The sequence below is a fragment of the Niabella soli DSM 19437 genome (assembly GCF_000243115.2).
Taxonomy (GTDB): domain Bacteria; phylum Bacteroidota; class Bacteroidia; order Chitinophagales; family Chitinophagaceae; genus Niabella; species Niabella soli.
The window spans coordinates 243346-259445 of record NZ_CP007035.1 but is presented as its reverse complement, the minus strand read 5'-3'; the positions used below and the strand labels follow the sequence as shown (position 1 = coordinate 259445).

The following is a 16100-nucleotide window of genomic DNA, read 5'->3' as shown; positions in this document are numbered from 1 at the left end:
ATATAAGTAGGGATTTATACATATATAAAGAATAACATATAGCCTTACTGGTTTGTATTAAATTTTTTGACGCTCTATTTTTAATTTTTAAATAAGACAAGTGCTTACATTATCTATTCTTCGCAAAAGCAAGTTTTATATCCCTTTGTTATCGTCATTCATTAGCTGTGTTATTTTTTTTAGTTGTAAAAAATCTTCAACATTGGACAATAATGAAGTTCCGGATCGCGGGTTGCCGGGCAAGGTTATAGATTCCGTTAAAATACACGACAATGGCAAAATCAGCGATTCTTTAAAAACAGATTCAACCAAGATCAAAGATTCCTTGCTGCGCTCAGATTCTATACGTATTGCTGATTCGACCCGCATTGCAGATTCATTAGCAAAAGTGAACAACCCAGGCAGTGGCGGCAGTGGTGGCAGTGGCACTCCCGCAGCCCCCCCTCCCCCGCCCATAACAAATGGAAGAATAATCACTGTGGGGATCGGTGCGGGCGACCTATCTATTGATGGAAACAATTTTGTTGTGAACGGCGCAAAATACAATTTCCAAAATGGTGATATCGTGCAAATAAAAGGTGGTCTCTATAGCAGCATCACCATTAAAAATGTAACCGTCCCCAATGGGATCCGAGTTACTTTTTCCAACAGCGGATTAGTCACATTAAACGGCGGAGGATGGCTACGGCTGTCCAATTTAAATAATGTTACCGTTTCGGGTGCAGGAACTTCTCCTACGGACAGAGGATTTGCTTTTACCAACAGTGCATACAGAGCCGTTGAATTATCGGGCTCCATCAATAATTTCACCCTTCAAAATATGCTGTTTAAGAATATTGGGGATTACGTAATCTATTATAATGACCTGGATAAACTGGTGTACGACGGCTCGGCCCAATCCTACCGTTCCAATATTGCTTTCCTCAACCTTGACGGAGAAAACATTAACACCTTTATCAATCTGCCCGGCGATATCAGCAACAGCAATTTCACTGGTCTTTTAAGGAACGTTGAGGTAGGACATATCAGTTGCATCAATTCTCCGGGAATCGGGATCGTGGTTTCCCTGGGCGCTTGTGAAGACTATAATGTACACGATAATCTTATCAACAATATTAATAGCCAAAATGACAATCACAACGGGATCTTTATGCTTTCCGGCAATGGTAAATTTTACAATAACACCGTAAAAAACCATCAGGGCAATGCTATAAGGGCCTGGCTTTATAGTGTATCGTCTCCCAAAACAGTCGAGATCTACAACAATATAGTGTACAACAGCCGTAAATACAGCGCCTTTGAGGTTCAAGTACCTCCTTATGTAAAGGCAAGCCCGCTTTTTAAACCCGCCAATGCAAAAGTATATAATAATACCGCAGGCCAGATGAACACCAGCCTTAGTTCATTTCCCGGCAGACTGCTGGATCTTTACAATACTTATGGAACCTTGGAGTTTTACAACAACCTTGCATTCGCAAACAATGATGCGGAATTGATCAACGATATGTCTGATACAAAGATCACTGTTAATTCAAATAATTTCTACAAAGCCGCGCTGGGCGATGCAGTAGTAAACAGTACCAATCTCAATTCAAAAATCCCCGGGGTGGGCGCCGTTATTAATTAAGCTGTGCCTAAACTGCCCGTCCGGGGCAGGCAACTTTTATATGCCCCATCAATGGGGAACATAGTATTTCATTGCAGATTAAATCTTAAAAGTGCAATTTCTGTCTTACTTTCGCTGGGATTGACGCACCCTACCATAACGTAATAAAAAGGCTGTAATGCAGATTTGCAATTTGATCCTGGCACATAAAAATCCTTTGCAACTGCAAAGATTAGTGAAGGCGCTGTCGCACCCGGCATGCCGTTCTTTTATACACATTGATAAGAAAGTAGCTGAAGCCCCTTTCAGGGATTTACTGGATAACCAACCAAATGTTACGTTCATCAAAAACAGAACAGCCGTGCATTGGGGCGGATTTACCACGGTATTGACAGTGGCCAGGGCCATTAAAGAAATAGCGTCCTCCGGCGTGCCGTACGATTATGTAAATCTTTTAAGCGCTCAGGACTATCCTATTAAACCTGTAGCCCGGTTTGTATGCTATTTAGAAAACAACCCTGATAAAAACTTTATCCACTTTATTAAGGAAACAGAGGGCGGTGAATGGTGGCAGGAAAATCGGGAGCGGTTTCGCCGCTACCATTTTAATGAATTTAGTTTTAGAGGTAAGTACCTTGTGCAGCGACTCGTAAACCGGGTAATGCCCCAACGGCGTATTCCAGCCCATTGGTCTTTATATGGAGGCAACTGTGCTACCTGGTGGACGATAAATGCGGAAACGGCGACTCATTTAGCGGACAGGATCCTCAATGACCGCGTATTACAGCAGTTTACAAAATTTACCTGGGGCATTGATGAGATCGTTTTCCCCACGATTATCATGAACGCACCGGTTACAACAACTGCCATTAATAACAACCTGCGCTATATCGATTGGTCGGAAGGGAACGCGCATCCTAAAACATTAACAAAAAATGACTTTGCTGCCCTGGAGCAATCCGAACATTTTTTTGCACGAAAATTGGATATGGAAACTGACAGGGAGCTTTTTGACCTTATTGATAAAAGACTACTTCTCCGCGACAACCAATAGCGTACCCGGCCGCTTATTTAAAAAACGAAATAAATTTTCCAGGCAAATAAACGTATTGATCCAAAATGACAGATAAAAATTACTGGTTGAAAAACGGCGTCCTTAACATTTTACCAAGTATTACCGGTATTATGTTCAGCCTCCTTACCTTTTACATGCTAACCAGAATGCTGAATAAAGAGGAATATGGAGTCTGGATCATTTTTAACAGCATCATTACACTTGTGGAACTGGCAAAAAACGGCCTTACCCAGGAAGCTACCATAAAATATTTATCCGCGGCCGATGAAAACACCAAAAGTGTGATCAGTTTTAATGCAATGCTAATTAATTTATGCACGGCTATTACTGTATCTGTTTTTTGTCTTATTTTTTCTTCTTATGCCGGCGATATTTGGCATTCGCCCGAGCTGCCGCTGATGATTAATCTTTACATCATTGTTTTTTTTATTTCGGGTTTTACATCACAGGTGAATTGCATTGAGCAGTCGCACTTCCAGTTCAAAGGGGTTTCCAGCGCTACGCTGTTCAGACAGCTTATTCCCTTTTTCTATATAGGGTTTTGTTTTATCAGGAAAATAACCATTACGCCGGTTCACCTGGCGGTGATGAATATTGTTTCCATTACCGGGGCGGCAATTATTTCCTACGCATTTACGGCAAAATATATCCGTATTAAAAAACGGGTGGATAAAAGCTGGATAAAGAAGATCTTAAATTTCGGCAAATATTCATTTGGCATTTCACTGAGCTCTTCGTTATCCGGATCTGTGGACCAGATGATGCTGGGATCCATGCTTTCCAAATCGGCCAGCAGCTCCTACAATGTTGCGGTGCGTATAACCAGTATTACAGATATACCCGTTAACAGCATGGCCACTATTGTTTTTCCTAAAAGTTCAAAACGGTTTGAAGAAGAAGGCAGTGAGGCGATCAAATATTTGTATGAAAAATCAGTAGGTGTGGTGCTCGCATTATTAGTTCCAGCCATACTGTTCATGTATTTTTTTTCTAGATACATTTTGATCATCATCGCCAGTGGGAAATATGAAAGCGCCGTTTCGCTTTTGCATGTAACCCTGTTAGGATGTGTGTTTTCTCCGTACGGGCGGCAAAGCGGCATTATACTGGCCGCTACCGGCAGGGCCAAGATCAATTTTTATACCATGCTGCTGTCCACCTTCCTGGTAATATTATTTAACTTATTTTTTATAAGAATATGGGGCGTTATGGGAGCGGCCTACGCCACATTAGCGGCAGGCGTTATTTCCTTCACTGTATCGCAGATCCTTTTAAAAAGGCTTTTTAGCATCAATTTTTTTAATCCCTGGATCTATGCGGTGAAGTTTTATCCTGAATTTATCCGCAGCTATATTTTTAAAAAACGAGCTGCATAAACCGGGTTAATCTCTCATTATTAGACCGATATTCGGCACTTAAATCATTTGCCCCTATCTAAAGTTCACCTTTTTTAAGCTGGTCAAATGCATACTGGCAGGCCCTGGCCGTTAGCGCCATATAAGTAAGGGAAGGGTTCTGGCAGGCAGAGGAGGTCATACAACTTCCATCGGTCACGAACAGGTTTTTGACCGCATGCACCTGGTTAAATTTATTTAGTACAGAAGTTCTGGGATCATTTCCCATGCGGGCGGTGCCCATTTCATGCACGGTGCCTCCGCCTGGCCGGTGATAGTTAAAGGAGTTTACATCTTTGAATCCTGCTTTTTCAAGCATTTCGGCACAGGACTGCTGAATATCCTTCATCATCTTGTTCTCATTATCCTTAAATTCAAAATCAATTTTCACAATTGGGATCCCCCATTTATTTTTCTCCTTACTCAGGCTGATCTTATTTTCATGATAAGGCAGGCATTCGCCCCAGCCCGCCATCCATATAGACCAGGGGCCGGGCTTTGTAAGCGCGTCTTTGAAAGAAGCGCCAAAATCGTCGGCTGTATCGCCAGCCGTATCGAACCATTCCCTGCGCTCCCCGTCTCCCTGAATATTATAGCCTCTTTTAAAATCAGCGGTTTTATTGCTATCAATATTCCTGAAACGTGGAATAAGGAATCCGCAAGGTCTTCGCCCTTTATAATACGAACCCTGGAATCCGTCGTGCGCTCCGGCTGCGCCTGCTGAGGAATGATGATCCATTAAATTGTGCCCCAGTTCCCCGCTATCATTTCCCATACCGTGCGGAAATCTTTTCGAAGTAGAGTTCAATAAAAGCGCTGTGGACGCGATGGTAGAAGCATTTAAAAAAATAATTTTTGCAAAAAACTCTACCGTCTGCAGGCTAATGGTATCAATTACCCGAACGCCTTTGGCTTTTTGTGTGACGTCATCAAAAATAATTTCAGTAACGGTCGAAAAAGGTCGCAACGTAAGATTTCCCGTATTTAATGCCGCTGGAATCGTAGAACTATTACTGCTAAAATAGGCTCCGAAAGGACAGCCCCGGTTACATAAATCCCGGTTCTGACAGGCATACCGGCTGCCAAGGGGGCTGGTTAGATTGGCCACGCGCGCAATCGTCAGGAGGCGCTGTTCATAATTTTTTTTTATCGATGCCTTCAGATGCTCTTCAATGCAATTCAATTGCATCGGATCCTGAAATACGCCATCCGGCAGTTGGGGCAAATTTTCTTTGCTCCCGCTCACCCCTATAAAACGCTCCACATAATCATACCAGGAAGCGATATCCTGGTATCGTATCGGCCAGTCTACCCCGATGCCTTCCCTGGTATTGGCTTCAAAATCAAGATCACTCCAGCGATAGCATTGCCTCCCCCATACCAACGACCGGCCTCCCACCTGGTTTCCCTGCGCCCATAAAAACGGTTTTTCCTGTATATACGGGTGCTCCCGGTCCTTAACAAAAAAAGCTTTGGAACCTTCATTATAAAAATTACATTGCACCGGGTTCTCCTCCCTGTCGCGTTGGGTCTGCTGCAACCGGTTGGGGAAATCCCATGGGTTTAACATGGCCGTAGTGTAATCGGTAACATGCTTTACATCCCGCCCACGCTCCAGCAGCAAGGTCTTCAGTCCTTTCTCGCACAGTTCTTTGGCCGCCCAGCCTCCGCTAATACCCGAACCGATCACAATTGCATCATAATACATAAAGCATCTATTTTGTAGCCCAGCATTTTTGTCCTTTTTCAAGTGGAATACAACCGGCGTAATGACCGGGAATATAATCATAGTTCATTCCTTTGGTGGCGCCCAGTTCAGAAGTACAGTAGCCAATAACGGTCTGCTGCTTCAGGGTATCGAAAAAAGAAGCGCCTAAAATTTTCCGGTCAATTTTCTTCACAGTCTTATTATTACCATAGAAAGGGGGCGCCTTTATTATCTGTAAAAGCTCTTTTTGCTCTTCCATTGAACATTCCAGGAAATCCTTTTTCTTTTTTGATCTCGAAAGCCGTTCCAGTTCTTTCAATCCGTCTATAAAATTGTTTGCGTCTTTCCTGGATAAATTTTCTGAAACAGCCCGTGCAACATAGTCCCCGGCCCCTGCTTCCCGCGCCCCCGGCGTATCTGTAGCAGGAATAATCAGTTCTGTAAGTTGTTCAATTAGTTTTTTCCGGGACTGAATGTATTCTTTATCAACTTTCCTGTTCAGCTTAAAAAATTCATACGCCGAAACAACACCCCCGATTGCTGCCCCATAAATAAAAATGCTTTTAACTGCAGTTCTCCGATTCATAAAGGATAAATATTAATCCCCCTGGTTTTGACTACAAAATAAAATTAAAATTCTTCAATTAAAAAACAATTTTTGAATATCTTTATGAATTCATCAACTAACATCTTTTTGCGGGAATGGGCCTCCGAAGCAGTATACTAAATAATCCATCATTAAAAAAGAAAGTGTATCGTTTAATGATGCCCAAAAATGATTACCGGCCGCGCCTTTGGTTCAGGATATTTGTTATCCCTTTTATCTGCAAAAAAGGCCGGGGAGCGCTGATCAGAAAATCCGTGCGCCTGGATCTCCTTCCGAATAACTCCTGCAGCATTGGCGATAGAACCATTATTGAAGATTTTTCCATCATCAACAATACGGTTGGAGCGGTACGGATCGGCAGCAATTCGATCATAGGCCTGAGCAATGTCGTTATTGGTCCTGTAACGGTGGGCAACAATGTGCTTTTTGCCCAGCATGTTGTCCTTTCCGGCCTTAATCATAATTTCCAGGATGTCACCATCGCTCCCGTACAGCAGGGCATTACCACCGGGGAAATAATTGTTGAAGATGATGTATGGATCGGCGCAAATGCCACCATAACCGCCGGAATACGGATCGGGCGACATGCCGTAATTGGCGCCGGCAGTGTGGTTACCAAGGATGTTCCACCCTATTCTGTGGTAGTGGGCAATCCCGGAAAAATCATTAAGCAATACAACAGAGAAGAAAATACCTGGAAGAAATACGCAGAAAATTCCCGGCAAATAACGAACAGATGAAATGGTATTCAAAATATTTATCCGTTTACGAAAAGCCGTTTGAAGCCGCACCTGCCGCAACAATAGCTACCATAAAAGAGAACCTGCAACAACTGCAAAACGACCAGCCACTGGTATCCGTGGTGGTCATCGCCTACAATGAAGGAAAAAGATTACTGGGCTGCCTGTGGTCGCTAAGCGAGTCGCAATGCAAATATCCTGTTGAAATCATAGGCGTCAATAACAATTCAAAAGACAATACTGAAGACGTTTATAAAGCTGTTGGTCTTCCTTATTATAATGAGTTGAAGCAAAGCCCGGGCTATGCCCGCCTATGCGGTTTAAATCATGCCCGCGGAAAATACTACATCTGCATAGATGCCGATACCCTGTACCCCCCCGGGTATATTGAACTGATGGTCAGCCACCTTGAGCAACCGGGCGTAGCCGGCGTTTATTCATTATGGAGTTACATGCCAGATGAAAAGCACTCCTGGCTGGGAGTAAAACTTTATGAACTGCTGAGAGACATTCATTTGCGGATACAATCCGCCCGCCGGCCGGAACTTAGCGTAAGAGGCATGGTATTCGGCTACCACACGGAATGGGGCAGACAGGTAGGCTTCCCCGTTCACATTAAACGCGGCGAGGACGGGATGATGGCGCTCGGTCTGAAAAAATACGGACGGCTTTTCTTCCTGCGAAACCGGGCCGCAAGGGTGATCACAGGATACGGAACGGTGGGCAAGGATGGCTCCTTTTTTAACAGTTTTATAAAAAGAGCCTTCGCAAACCTCAAAGGATTGAAATACTATTTTACAAAGGAAAACCATTACAAAGACCGGAAGGAAAACATCATCGAGTGAGCAATTATTGCATAAAGAGCAGCCTTCCTGCTTCCAAAATCCACGGGCGGGTATATTGAAAAAAATATATTTAAAGACTCAATAATAAATCAATTAAATTTAGTAACTTACTAGCGGGCAACCAGTCATTCATGACCTGAAAAATCATCCCTTATGTGATGAGCAATAACTGCGTTACTAAAATGAGTCATAATACTTATTATCCCCGGTTAGATTCGATAAGAGCAATTGCTGTATTGGCCGTTTTCCTATGCCACTCGGAAATCTCAAGGCAGCTATCTGTAGATAAAAGCCCTTTCCAGTTTTCGGGAGGAACCTATGGAGTAGATGTTTTTTTTGTACTGTCTGGTTATTTAATTACAACTATACTCCTTAAAGAGATCCTCCAAACAGGAACCATCAATAAGTCAAGATTTTATTTAAACCGTGCATTAAGGCTCTTCCCTGCCATAGGAGTAGCACTGATTCTGATGGTGATTCCTATTTATTTCATCGCAGATAAGACGCAAGCATTATCCAACAGCTTTTTTCTGGTAACTTATACCGGTGATATTGTACCGCTTTTTTTACATTTTTTCAAAAACTTACAGTTCCCGGTATTCTTTGGGCACAGTTGGTCCCTAGCAGTTGAAGAACAATTTTACCTGCTTTATACTTTTGTGTTGCTATTTGCATTCCATTACTATACCAAATTCAGCAGTAAAAAGAATTTACTGGATACTTTTCCCACCTTTAATATTTTGTTCCTGGTGTTATTGATTGCCAGCAGTATTATTTTAAAAGACCGATACTATAAATTTTTTGGCTGGCGATTCTTTGAGATATTTTTTGGGTGTTATACCGCCTTGTTTTTTAACATGGCTTATAACCGCATTTACACCGGATCGCCAAAAACCCAAAAAATCACCCGCTTTATAAATAAAATTTATACGAATAGATATTCATTGGTCATAACCCTTATCCTTTTTGGTTATTTTTTATTTTTCAATACAAAGTATTTTTTAAACCTGAATTTCTACTTGATTACAATAATGGCTTCTATACTAATAGTCAACGCTGTAAATGTAGAAAACCGCGGCCTTAACAAAATATTGAATAATAAAACGCTTGTATATCTTGGCAAAAGGTCGTATGGCATTTACCTATATCACTACCCATTATTAGCGAGTATCGAATATGGGTATGTAAAATTTCCCTTTACGATAAAAAATGTATATGAAAAAGCTTTCATCGATGACAGTATTTGCTTTTTGCTGACCCTGTTAATTGCAATACTAAGCTATCAATATATCGAAAAATATTTCCTGAAATTAAAACGAAGCTTTGCTTAGCCTTTATTTTTTCAGAAATGGTGCGGTATAATTTTTTGTGTTTAAAAATTATATTTTGCGATTATAGCTCCGGTTATCGCAGATCGATATATTCCGTTTGCAAATAAATTTTAAAACAGGCGCTAAATCAAATAAGAATTGAGTTTAAAAAACAAAAAAGAAAATAGTTATATGTATCTTTGTTAGGGTTACTGAGGACAGAGGCTTCTGTTGTTTTTGAAGAAATTTAATTAACGTTATACTAACTGAAATAACTGTAATATGCGGAGCGCTCTAAATAATATCGGAGATGTAAAAAGTATACTATGAACAATTGTGGTGCAGGAGCATTCATAATTGCATTACCATATGCTAAAATCCATCATTTTTAATTACCCTATATGTACCATTTCCCAAATGTCAGCCTTGTAATTACGCATTACAAAAGAAGTAGATCCCTGGAGCGTCAGTTAGAATCGTTCAAACGGCTTAATTGTACTTTCGGAGAAGTTATTGTTTCTGACGATGGAAGTCCCCAGGAGCACCTGGATTATATAAAAATGCTCCAGGAAAAATTCGGGTTCCGGTTGTTGACCACTCCTGAAAATAAAGGATTAGGGGTCAATAACAACCGCTCCCAGGATGCCGTTACTAAACCGCTAACCCTTTACGTTCAGGAAGATTTTGATCCTTTTGACACTTTCCCGGAGGCTTTTGTAAAAGCAGTGGCCATTATGGAAAGGGAACCCCAGTGGGACATGGTGCGCTTTTACGCTTACAAACGGTACCCATACCTGAAGTATTATGACGGGGAGTTTTACGAACAGGTATTTAAGCCGAACATGATCCATTACAAACACATAAAATTTTATTTCTATAGTGATCATCCCCACCTGCGCCGGAGCGATTTCTTTAAAAAATTTGGCCGGTATGTTGAGGGCTACCCGGGCGACCGTACCGAATATCTGATGAGCCTTTCCTTTATCGTTAACAAGGCCAAAAGTTTGTATCATACTAATTTTAGCGGGATCTTTAACCAGGTTAACACAACGGATGAACCGAGCGTTATCATCCGGGATACTAACAGGTGGCGCGACCGGAGAGACCCGCTTGCACGGGTTCTGAGGCAGGCCCATCTAAAAGTAAAATTGTGGAAATGGACAAAAGAATTAAAACAACTGCGAAAGGGATTAACCATTTCCCCACCCGATACCACGAAAGAATAAACAAGCACCGATTATTATTGACTGAAGCCGCAAATCTTATTTATGTTTCATTTTGACCAGGTTAGCCTGCTGATCACCCATTACAAACGCAGTAAATCGCTGGAGCGCTTGTTAGCGTCCTTGCAGGCGATTGGTTGTCGTTTTGGAGAAGTTATCGTTTCGGACGATGGCAGTCCTGAGCCACATATTTCTTATATTAGCGAACTCAAAAACCAATATGATTTTAAATTCGTTACCACTCCCGTCAATAAAGGGTTAGGCAATAACATGAATAAAGGCCACCTGGCTACGAGCAAACCTTATGTATTATATATACAGGAAGATTTCCTGCCCGATCCATTATTTCCGGGGGAATTGCGGCGCGCACTTCAATATATGGAAGCGGACCATTCGATAGACATGACCCGCTTCTTTTCACATTCACGTTATCCTTATATGAAGCCTTTTCCGAAAGACCCGGATTTTTCGCTGACTTATTACGCCCCGCTTGCACTAAAGTATACGAAGATTTATAATTACTCTGACCTTCCGCATCTGCGGCGCCATAATTTTCTCGAAAAGTTTGGTCACTACCGGGAAGGTATTCCCGGTGATCGGACGGAATACTGGATGTGTATCTCCTATTTCAGAAAAAAAGGAAAAACGCTTTTCTATAATGATTATCGAAAATTATTCGATCATGAAAACTCGGACCAGGAGCCGAGCACCATGGTGCGTAAGAGTATTTCCACTTCCAATAACGCTGCACTAACGGTCATCAGGCACCTGTATCGACATCTGAAATACAATTATGACCTCTTCTTAAAAAAAATGTAGCACCTTTGCTCAAAAGGTTATTATGATCTTAATGTACCACAACATTGCTCCGGAGAAAGACTTCAACACCGTATCGCTGTCTGATTTTGAGGCGCAGATGAAATACATCAGCGAACATTTCAATCCGGTGGCGGCAGATGAATATATTGCGGAAATTGACGGGGCCAATAAAAAAAGGTATATCACTGTTACATTTGACGACGCCTATGTTTGCCTTAGGGAACTGGTGCTTCCCATTATAAAAAAATACAAAGTTCCCCTGATTATCTTTGTACCCACTCATCATGTTGGAAACTACAATACCTGGGATGGAGGCGCGCATAAAACAACCATCATGACCTGGGAAGAAATAAAGGAACTGGACCAGGAACCCCTGATCACTTTTGGCTCGCACGGATACGATCATGTATCATTCGGGCATATCACAGCGGCTGTAAAAGAAAAAGAATTCAGGCAATCCAAAGAAGACCTGGAGCACCAGCTTGGGAAAAAAACGGAATTTTTCGCCTACCCGTTTGGGCAACTGGAGCACCGCGAAAAACGCGATGTGGGCTACTTAAAGAAAAACGGGTACAAGGCAGCCTTTACTACAAACTGGTCCCGCAATAATTCTTCTGCTAATATTTATGCGCTGAACCGTATCGACATTTTGCCTGACACAGGCGTTGCCGGGTTTATCGATATTCTCACCCGCAGGTTTCAACCCAAGTTTTATAAACAAATAGCAAAAAATATCGTGCACCGGTTAAAGTTGAAATAATCAGGTAACTAGAGTATTTTCCCCTTTTGAACAGCAACTTTTGCAAATGCCTGTGCCATTAATTCCACGCTATTTTCCCAGCTATGAGACAATGCAAAGGTTCTCCGGTCACGTTGTAATCCGGCGCCGTCGGTTGCCAGCAGGCGTTCAATGCCATCAATATATTCCTGCTCATTATTAGCCAGCGCTACATAATCCTTAAAATAAAGCATGGATTCAGTAAGCGTGGCAATCGTGGGCTTGCCCATTGCCAAATATTCGTCGATCTTCCGGGGATAATTGCCGATGGTAATCGGGTTCACATATTGCGGGTTCATACACACATCAAAAGCGCTGATATAAGTAGCCAGCATTTCAGGCTTTTTAGCCCCGGAGAAATGCACATTGGACATATGATGCAGCCTGCTTCTTTGAAAATGTTCATCTTCCGGCCCTACAAAAACAAAGCTCCAGTCCTTTCTTTTATCTGCGATACTTTCCAGCAACGGCAGATCAAGTCGTGTAGTCCATAAAGCACCCACATAGCCAATGATCGGCTTTGGGATACCCTGCATTTCCCCGGGCACAGCACGCGGCGCTTCATTGAAAGAAGTAAAATCACATCCCTGTCCAACATAGTAGGAATCGGGATTGTACTTTCCGCAGTAAGCGCGCAAGTATTCGGAATTTGCCAGGCACAGGTCACTTTTAGCGATCAGCTCCGGTTCCAGTTGCAATCCGTGCCTTCGCCAGTAATTAACGCCCATAAGGTTGTCCCTGGAATAATAAGCAGAGAGCACCGGATTTAAAAACTCCTTTAGGTGAAACGCTTTAAACATTTCACTATCATTAATCAACAGGTAGTCCTTAAACCCCAACTGATCAATCGCCTTTAAAATGGATCGCGCAAATCTTTTATTATTAAGCCGGTTAATTTTCCGAAAAAGGGGAGTAAACGGGATCCAGTTAACGGATTCTACAATACAATCCGGGTACAGGTTAAACAAACTTTCAGTAACCGGTATTATTCCCGAAGCGACGCCCGCAATCACCTCAATTCTTTTTTTTATTGCCGGCTGATCTTTGTTCCTCCATTTTGAAATACGGTCAAGAGGGGAGTTTACATAAAGCACCCTGTTGTATTTGCTAAGTTCCAATGCAATATCCTTGCAATTACTGCCAATTTCCGTGTCCCACGGCTGCTGGCCCACGATGATAATATCTTTACCCCTTAGCATAAAATACTATTTAACAAAATCATTCATGGTTTGTAAAATGCCGGGTGGCTACAGATCGCCGGTTGGCATTTCTTGAATAAAACAGGGAAACAAATTGGTAATAGATAAAAAAAGGAATCCTTTTCAGCGCGCGGATAATTCTTTTATCGGCCTTATAATAAACTAACGCCAACGCAAATCCCACCACAAACAGCAAAAAACCGCCCGCCCACAGAAGCGCTGCATAGGGATCAAAAATTAAATTAATTGCTGCAAATAAAAATGCAATAGCGAGCAAAATAAACAACGGAGGCCTTAAAAGAACCGTTCCAAACAAAAACTGATTCCAGCTTCGGGATTTTGCACTCCTGAACAGGAGGTCAAAACCATAGCTAAAATATTTAAACCAGGTGTTGATCCATCGGGCACGCTGGTTTACCAATTGCGCCGGGTGCGCCGTTTTGTGATCATATACCACCGCACGGTCGTTGTAGGCAATACGTACCTTTCTTTTCACTATTTCATATTGCAATACTTTGTCAAACCCGGCACCCGATACATCTTTATGCCCCAAACATTCTTTGTAAAGCGCCGTTTCAAAGGCCATGCCCGAACCAGCAAGCGTTGCAGAAGAGCCGATGCGATATAACACCAGCCCATCGTAAAAATGATAATACAGATCCCTGGCCGCATCCAGACAAGCATATTGCGTATCTAAATTTTTGGCCTCACGGATACCCTGCACAGCAGTATAACCCTTTTGCAGGCTGGCGGCAATTTCGGTAAGATAATTTTTCGCTACCAGATTATCACTATCTATAATTGTAAAATACCGGTGCGGCCGGACAAAATGCTCAATAGCATAAAAATGAGAATACACATTTCCGCCCAGGACAGTTGGAGGTTTTAGCAAAACTACCCTGCCGTCTTCGAAATGAAGGGACGATATATCATCACAATTATCCAGGACCACATAGCAAATAAAATTTGAATAGTCTGAATTCAGGATCGATTCAACCGTATCCGGGATATGAGCAATTTCGTGATAAGCTGTTACAATAATTGCAATATTTTCATTAAACGAATCGGACGGCAAAGGTTCGGGCCCTTTTTTTTTCAGAACAATAAAAAGTAAATAAAACAAAACAGGAAGTACCAAATACATTCCTATAATAACCTGTATCGTAGTCCATATTACCATTAGCGAGATAGCTATTTTCACATCCATTATATATTCCGAAAACCGTGGTAGTCCCAGATGGGATTACGGCTTCTTATACCCCCTCTTTAATCCCCAAAGGAAGCACAACAAGCCCGGAATTGCAAAAATCAGGAACGGCATTTTTAAAATTTTTTATTTAAGCATGTGAATCAATGGAGCGTTGTTTTTTCATCGCTCATCCGCGGTGAATTGAAGATAATGGCAAATGAAAGGTTCACCATAATTGAAGAGGGCATATTATTAATTACCTCATTGCCATAACTGCATAAAAATACTCCGGCTATCCCCGCCCCCAGTGCAATCAGTTTCACTTTAAGATCAGGGTCGCGCGCCTTCCAGATAATGCCACAACATTTTCCTAAAAGGTACATAATGATGCAAAACCACAGGGTAAAGCCCACAATACCATACATAGCCCAAACCTTTACCCAATAGCTGTCTGGCTCAATTGTAGCAAGAAATTGTCCCTGATTGTATTCATGCCCAAAAGCACCAATTACCCCCAGCCCTCCCCCCAAAGGTCTGCTCTGAAGGTACTGCGCTAATCTTTGCTGATTAAAGAATCGTAAATTCAGTGAAGCATCCTGCGGGTCTACAGCGGTACGTAGCCGGTAAATACCATAATTGGCATTCCCGATAGTCGTAAACTTAAGGAAACCCACAAATCCACCTAATAAAATACTGCCAATCAGCAGCGCTTTAAAATTTTTTGTAAGCAACAGCGCAAATGCTGCCGCAGCAACCAACGCAAAAAACGATCCCCGCGTTCCGGAAATCAGCATCGCATAACCAAACAGGGGCACGCAAAGGAAATAGTATAATCGTTTTCTAAATTGTTTTATTCCAACAGCCAGCACCAATGCAATAATAACAAATACAGCCATTGAAGCTCCAAACTGTCCAGCATCCTGGTAAAAGGAAAATACCCGTAACTGGCCGCCCAGTATATGTGTGACGGCTCCTCCATTGTCCAGAAAAGCCTGTTCCCCACGCGATGGGCCGATCTGTTTTTGTTTCACTCCGTTCAGGGCCGCTATAACAGAAAGAGTGACGATTAACCCCACAAAAACAGTAACGTATTTTTTCTTTGTCAATAAAATTGTCCCCAACCCGGTTATCAACAGCGGGTATAAGGCCGCACCTCTGATTTCCTGCAGCCATCCTCTGACGCTGGCGCCGGAAGGGTTCATGACTTCCAGCACACTTATGATAAACCATATAAGCATCAGTGCCATCAACTCACTTCTTAAACCGGAAAAATTATAGCGCGGGGCATGGTACCATACCGAAAGCAACGTCAGCAATAGCAGCAATTCAATGCCCATGCCATAAGATACGCCCCCTATTTCCCTTGCGGGGATCCCGAGCAGAAAACAATAAGCGATCGTTGCGATCAGTCCGACCATAGGCTCTCTGAACAGGGCCACCAAAAAAGCAAAACTAACCAGCACCAGCACCGGGGCAAAGAAAAACGCAGGGTTTTGTGATTTTATGCTCCATACACAAGACAGAACAGCCACCACCACCCCCAGCGCGATAAATGCGTATCCCTTTTTTGATAATTTTATGGTTTTGAGCGGCCGCAACATCATCCA

Annotated in this window: 14 protein-coding genes; 9 read left to right on the top strand and 5 right to left on the bottom strand. The window is 42.4% G+C overall.

The genetic code is table 11. The features are described 5' to 3' along the window. Window positions 1-202 precede the first annotated feature (202 nt). The 3 genes from NIASO_RS01010 (at window position 203) to NIASO_RS01000 (ending at window position 4057) form a co-directional block, all read left to right on the top strand. Window positions 203-1627, top strand: coding sequence for a hypothetical protein (locus NIASO_RS01010; protein WP_025298591.1), 1425 nt, complete (start codon window positions 203-205; stop codon window positions 1625-1627). Window positions 1628-1784: 157 nt separating this feature from the next. Further along, window positions 1785-2660 carry a beta-1,6-N-acetylglucosaminyltransferase gene (locus NIASO_RS01005; protein ID WP_008581796.1) on the top strand — a complete coding sequence of 292 codons (876 nt, stop codon included), beginning with the start codon at window positions 1785-1787 and terminating at the stop codon, window positions 2658-2660. 65 nt (window positions 2661-2725) lie between these two features. Then, window positions 2726-4057: an oligosaccharide flippase family protein gene (locus NIASO_RS01000; protein WP_008581798.1), complete on the top strand. Its 1332-nt coding sequence runs from the start codon at window positions 2726-2728 to the stop codon at window positions 4055-4057. A gap of 58 nt (window positions 4058-4115) precedes the next feature. On the opposite strand, the gene NIASO_RS00995 is transcribed toward NIASO_RS01000, so the two are convergent. Both NIASO_RS00995 and NIASO_RS19535 read right to left on the bottom strand, forming a co-directional pair. Continuing rightward, window positions 4116-5783: an FAD-dependent oxidoreductase gene (locus NIASO_RS00995; protein ID WP_008581799.1), complete on the bottom strand. Its 1668-nt coding sequence runs from the start codon at window positions 5781-5783 to the stop codon at window positions 4116-4118. Between the two features lie 7 nt (window positions 5784-5790). After that, window positions 5791-6369, bottom strand: coding sequence for a gluconate 2-dehydrogenase subunit 3 family protein (locus NIASO_RS19535; protein WP_008581802.1), 579 nt, complete (start codon window positions 6367-6369; stop codon window positions 5791-5793). 164 nt (window positions 6370-6533) lie between these two features. Here NIASO_RS19535 and NIASO_RS20580 point away from each other — a divergent pair, with 164 nt between their 5' ends. From NIASO_RS20580 to NIASO_RS00960, 6 genes are all read left to right on the top strand, one after another. Then, window positions 6534-7130 (top strand): acyltransferase, encoded by a 597-nt coding sequence (locus NIASO_RS20580; protein WP_316929397.1) that lies wholly within the window; start codon window positions 6534-6536, stop codon window positions 7128-7130. Further along, window positions 7127-7975 carry a glycosyltransferase family 2 protein gene (locus tag NIASO_RS00980; protein WP_008581804.1) on the top strand — a complete coding sequence of 283 codons (849 nt, stop codon included), beginning with the start codon at window positions 7127-7129 and terminating at the stop codon, window positions 7973-7975. Before NIASO_RS20580 ends, NIASO_RS00980 begins: the two co-directional genes overlap by 4 nt. 182 nt (window positions 7976-8157) lie before the next feature. Then, a complete protein-coding gene (locus NIASO_RS00975) occupies window positions 8158-9306 on the top strand; it encodes an acyltransferase family protein (RefSeq protein ID WP_025298589.1) in 1149 nt (382 codons plus the stop codon). Window positions 9307-9686: 380 nt separating this feature from the next. Further along, the gene (locus NIASO_RS00970; protein WP_008581807.1) at window positions 9687-10511 is read left to right on the top strand and encodes a glycosyltransferase family 2 protein; all 825 of its coding nucleotides are present in this window, start codon (window positions 9687-9689) and stop codon (window positions 10509-10511) included. Between the two features lie 42 nt (window positions 10512-10553). Continuing rightward, window positions 10554-11327, top strand: coding sequence for a glycosyltransferase family 2 protein (locus tag NIASO_RS00965; RefSeq protein ID WP_008581809.1), 774 nt, complete (start codon window positions 10554-10556; stop codon window positions 11325-11327). 22 nt (window positions 11328-11349) lie between these two features. Further along, window positions 11350-12087: a polysaccharide deacetylase family protein gene (locus NIASO_RS00960; RefSeq protein WP_008581811.1), complete on the top strand. Its 738-nt coding sequence runs from the start codon at window positions 11350-11352 to the stop codon at window positions 12085-12087. Between the two features lie 8 nt (window positions 12088-12095). On the opposite strand, the gene NIASO_RS00955 is transcribed toward NIASO_RS00960, so the two are convergent. The 3 genes from NIASO_RS00955 to NIASO_RS00945 all read right to left on the bottom strand — a co-directional run bounded on the left by NIASO_RS00955 (window position 12096) and on the right by NIASO_RS00945 (window position 16097). Next, complete coding sequence (locus tag NIASO_RS00955; protein ID WP_008581812.1) at window positions 12096-13304, bottom strand: glycosyltransferase; 1209 nt, start codon at window positions 13302-13304, stop codon at window positions 12096-12098. Between the two features lie 19 nt (window positions 13305-13323). After that, window positions 13324-14505 carry a glycosyltransferase gene (locus NIASO_RS00950; protein ID WP_025298587.1) on the bottom strand — a complete coding sequence of 394 codons (1182 nt, stop codon included), beginning with the start codon at window positions 14503-14505 and terminating at the stop codon, window positions 13324-13326. 149 nt (window positions 14506-14654) lie between these two features. Continuing rightward, window positions 14655-16097: an O-antigen ligase family protein gene (locus NIASO_RS00945; RefSeq protein ID WP_008581814.1), complete on the bottom strand. Its 1443-nt coding sequence runs from the start codon at window positions 16095-16097 to the stop codon at window positions 14655-14657. Window positions 16098-16100 lie beyond the last annotated feature (3 nt).

Coding starts and splice junctions, on each gene's coding strand:
- NIASO_RS00975 (WP_025298589.1), top strand. CDS start 8,158: ATGAGTCATAATACTTATTATCCCCGGTTAGATTCGATAAGAGCAATT.
- NIASO_RS00980 (WP_008581804.1), top strand. CDS start 7,127: ATGAAATGGTATTCAAAATATTTATCCGTTTACGAAAAGCCGTTTGAA.
- NIASO_RS01005 (WP_008581796.1), top strand. CDS start 1,785: ATGCAGATTTGCAATTTGATCCTGGCACATAAAAATCCTTTGCAACTG.
- NIASO_RS00965 (WP_008581809.1), top strand. CDS start 10,554: ATGTTTCATTTTGACCAGGTTAGCCTGCTGATCACCCATTACAAACGC.
- NIASO_RS00970 (WP_008581807.1), top strand. CDS start 9,687: ATGTACCATTTCCCAAATGTCAGCCTTGTAATTACGCATTACAAAAGA.
- NIASO_RS00955 (WP_008581812.1), bottom strand. CDS start 13,304: ATGCTAAGGGGTAAAGATATTATCATCGTGGGCCAGCAGCCGTGGGAC.
- NIASO_RS19535 (WP_008581802.1), bottom strand. CDS start 6,369: ATGAATCGGAGAACTGCAGTTAAAAGCATTTTTATTTATGGGGCAGCA.
- NIASO_RS01000 (WP_008581798.1), top strand. CDS start 2,726: ATGACAGATAAAAATTACTGGTTGAAAAACGGCGTCCTTAACATTTTA.
- NIASO_RS00960 (WP_008581811.1), top strand. CDS start 11,350: ATGATCTTAATGTACCACAACATTGCTCCGGAGAAAGACTTCAACACC.
- NIASO_RS00995 (WP_008581799.1), bottom strand. CDS start 5,783: ATGTATTATGATGCAATTGTGATCGGTTCGGGTATTAGCGGAGGCTGG.
- NIASO_RS00945 (WP_008581814.1), bottom strand. CDS start 16,097: ATGATGTTGCGGCCGCTCAAAACCATAAAATTATCAAAAAAGGGATAC.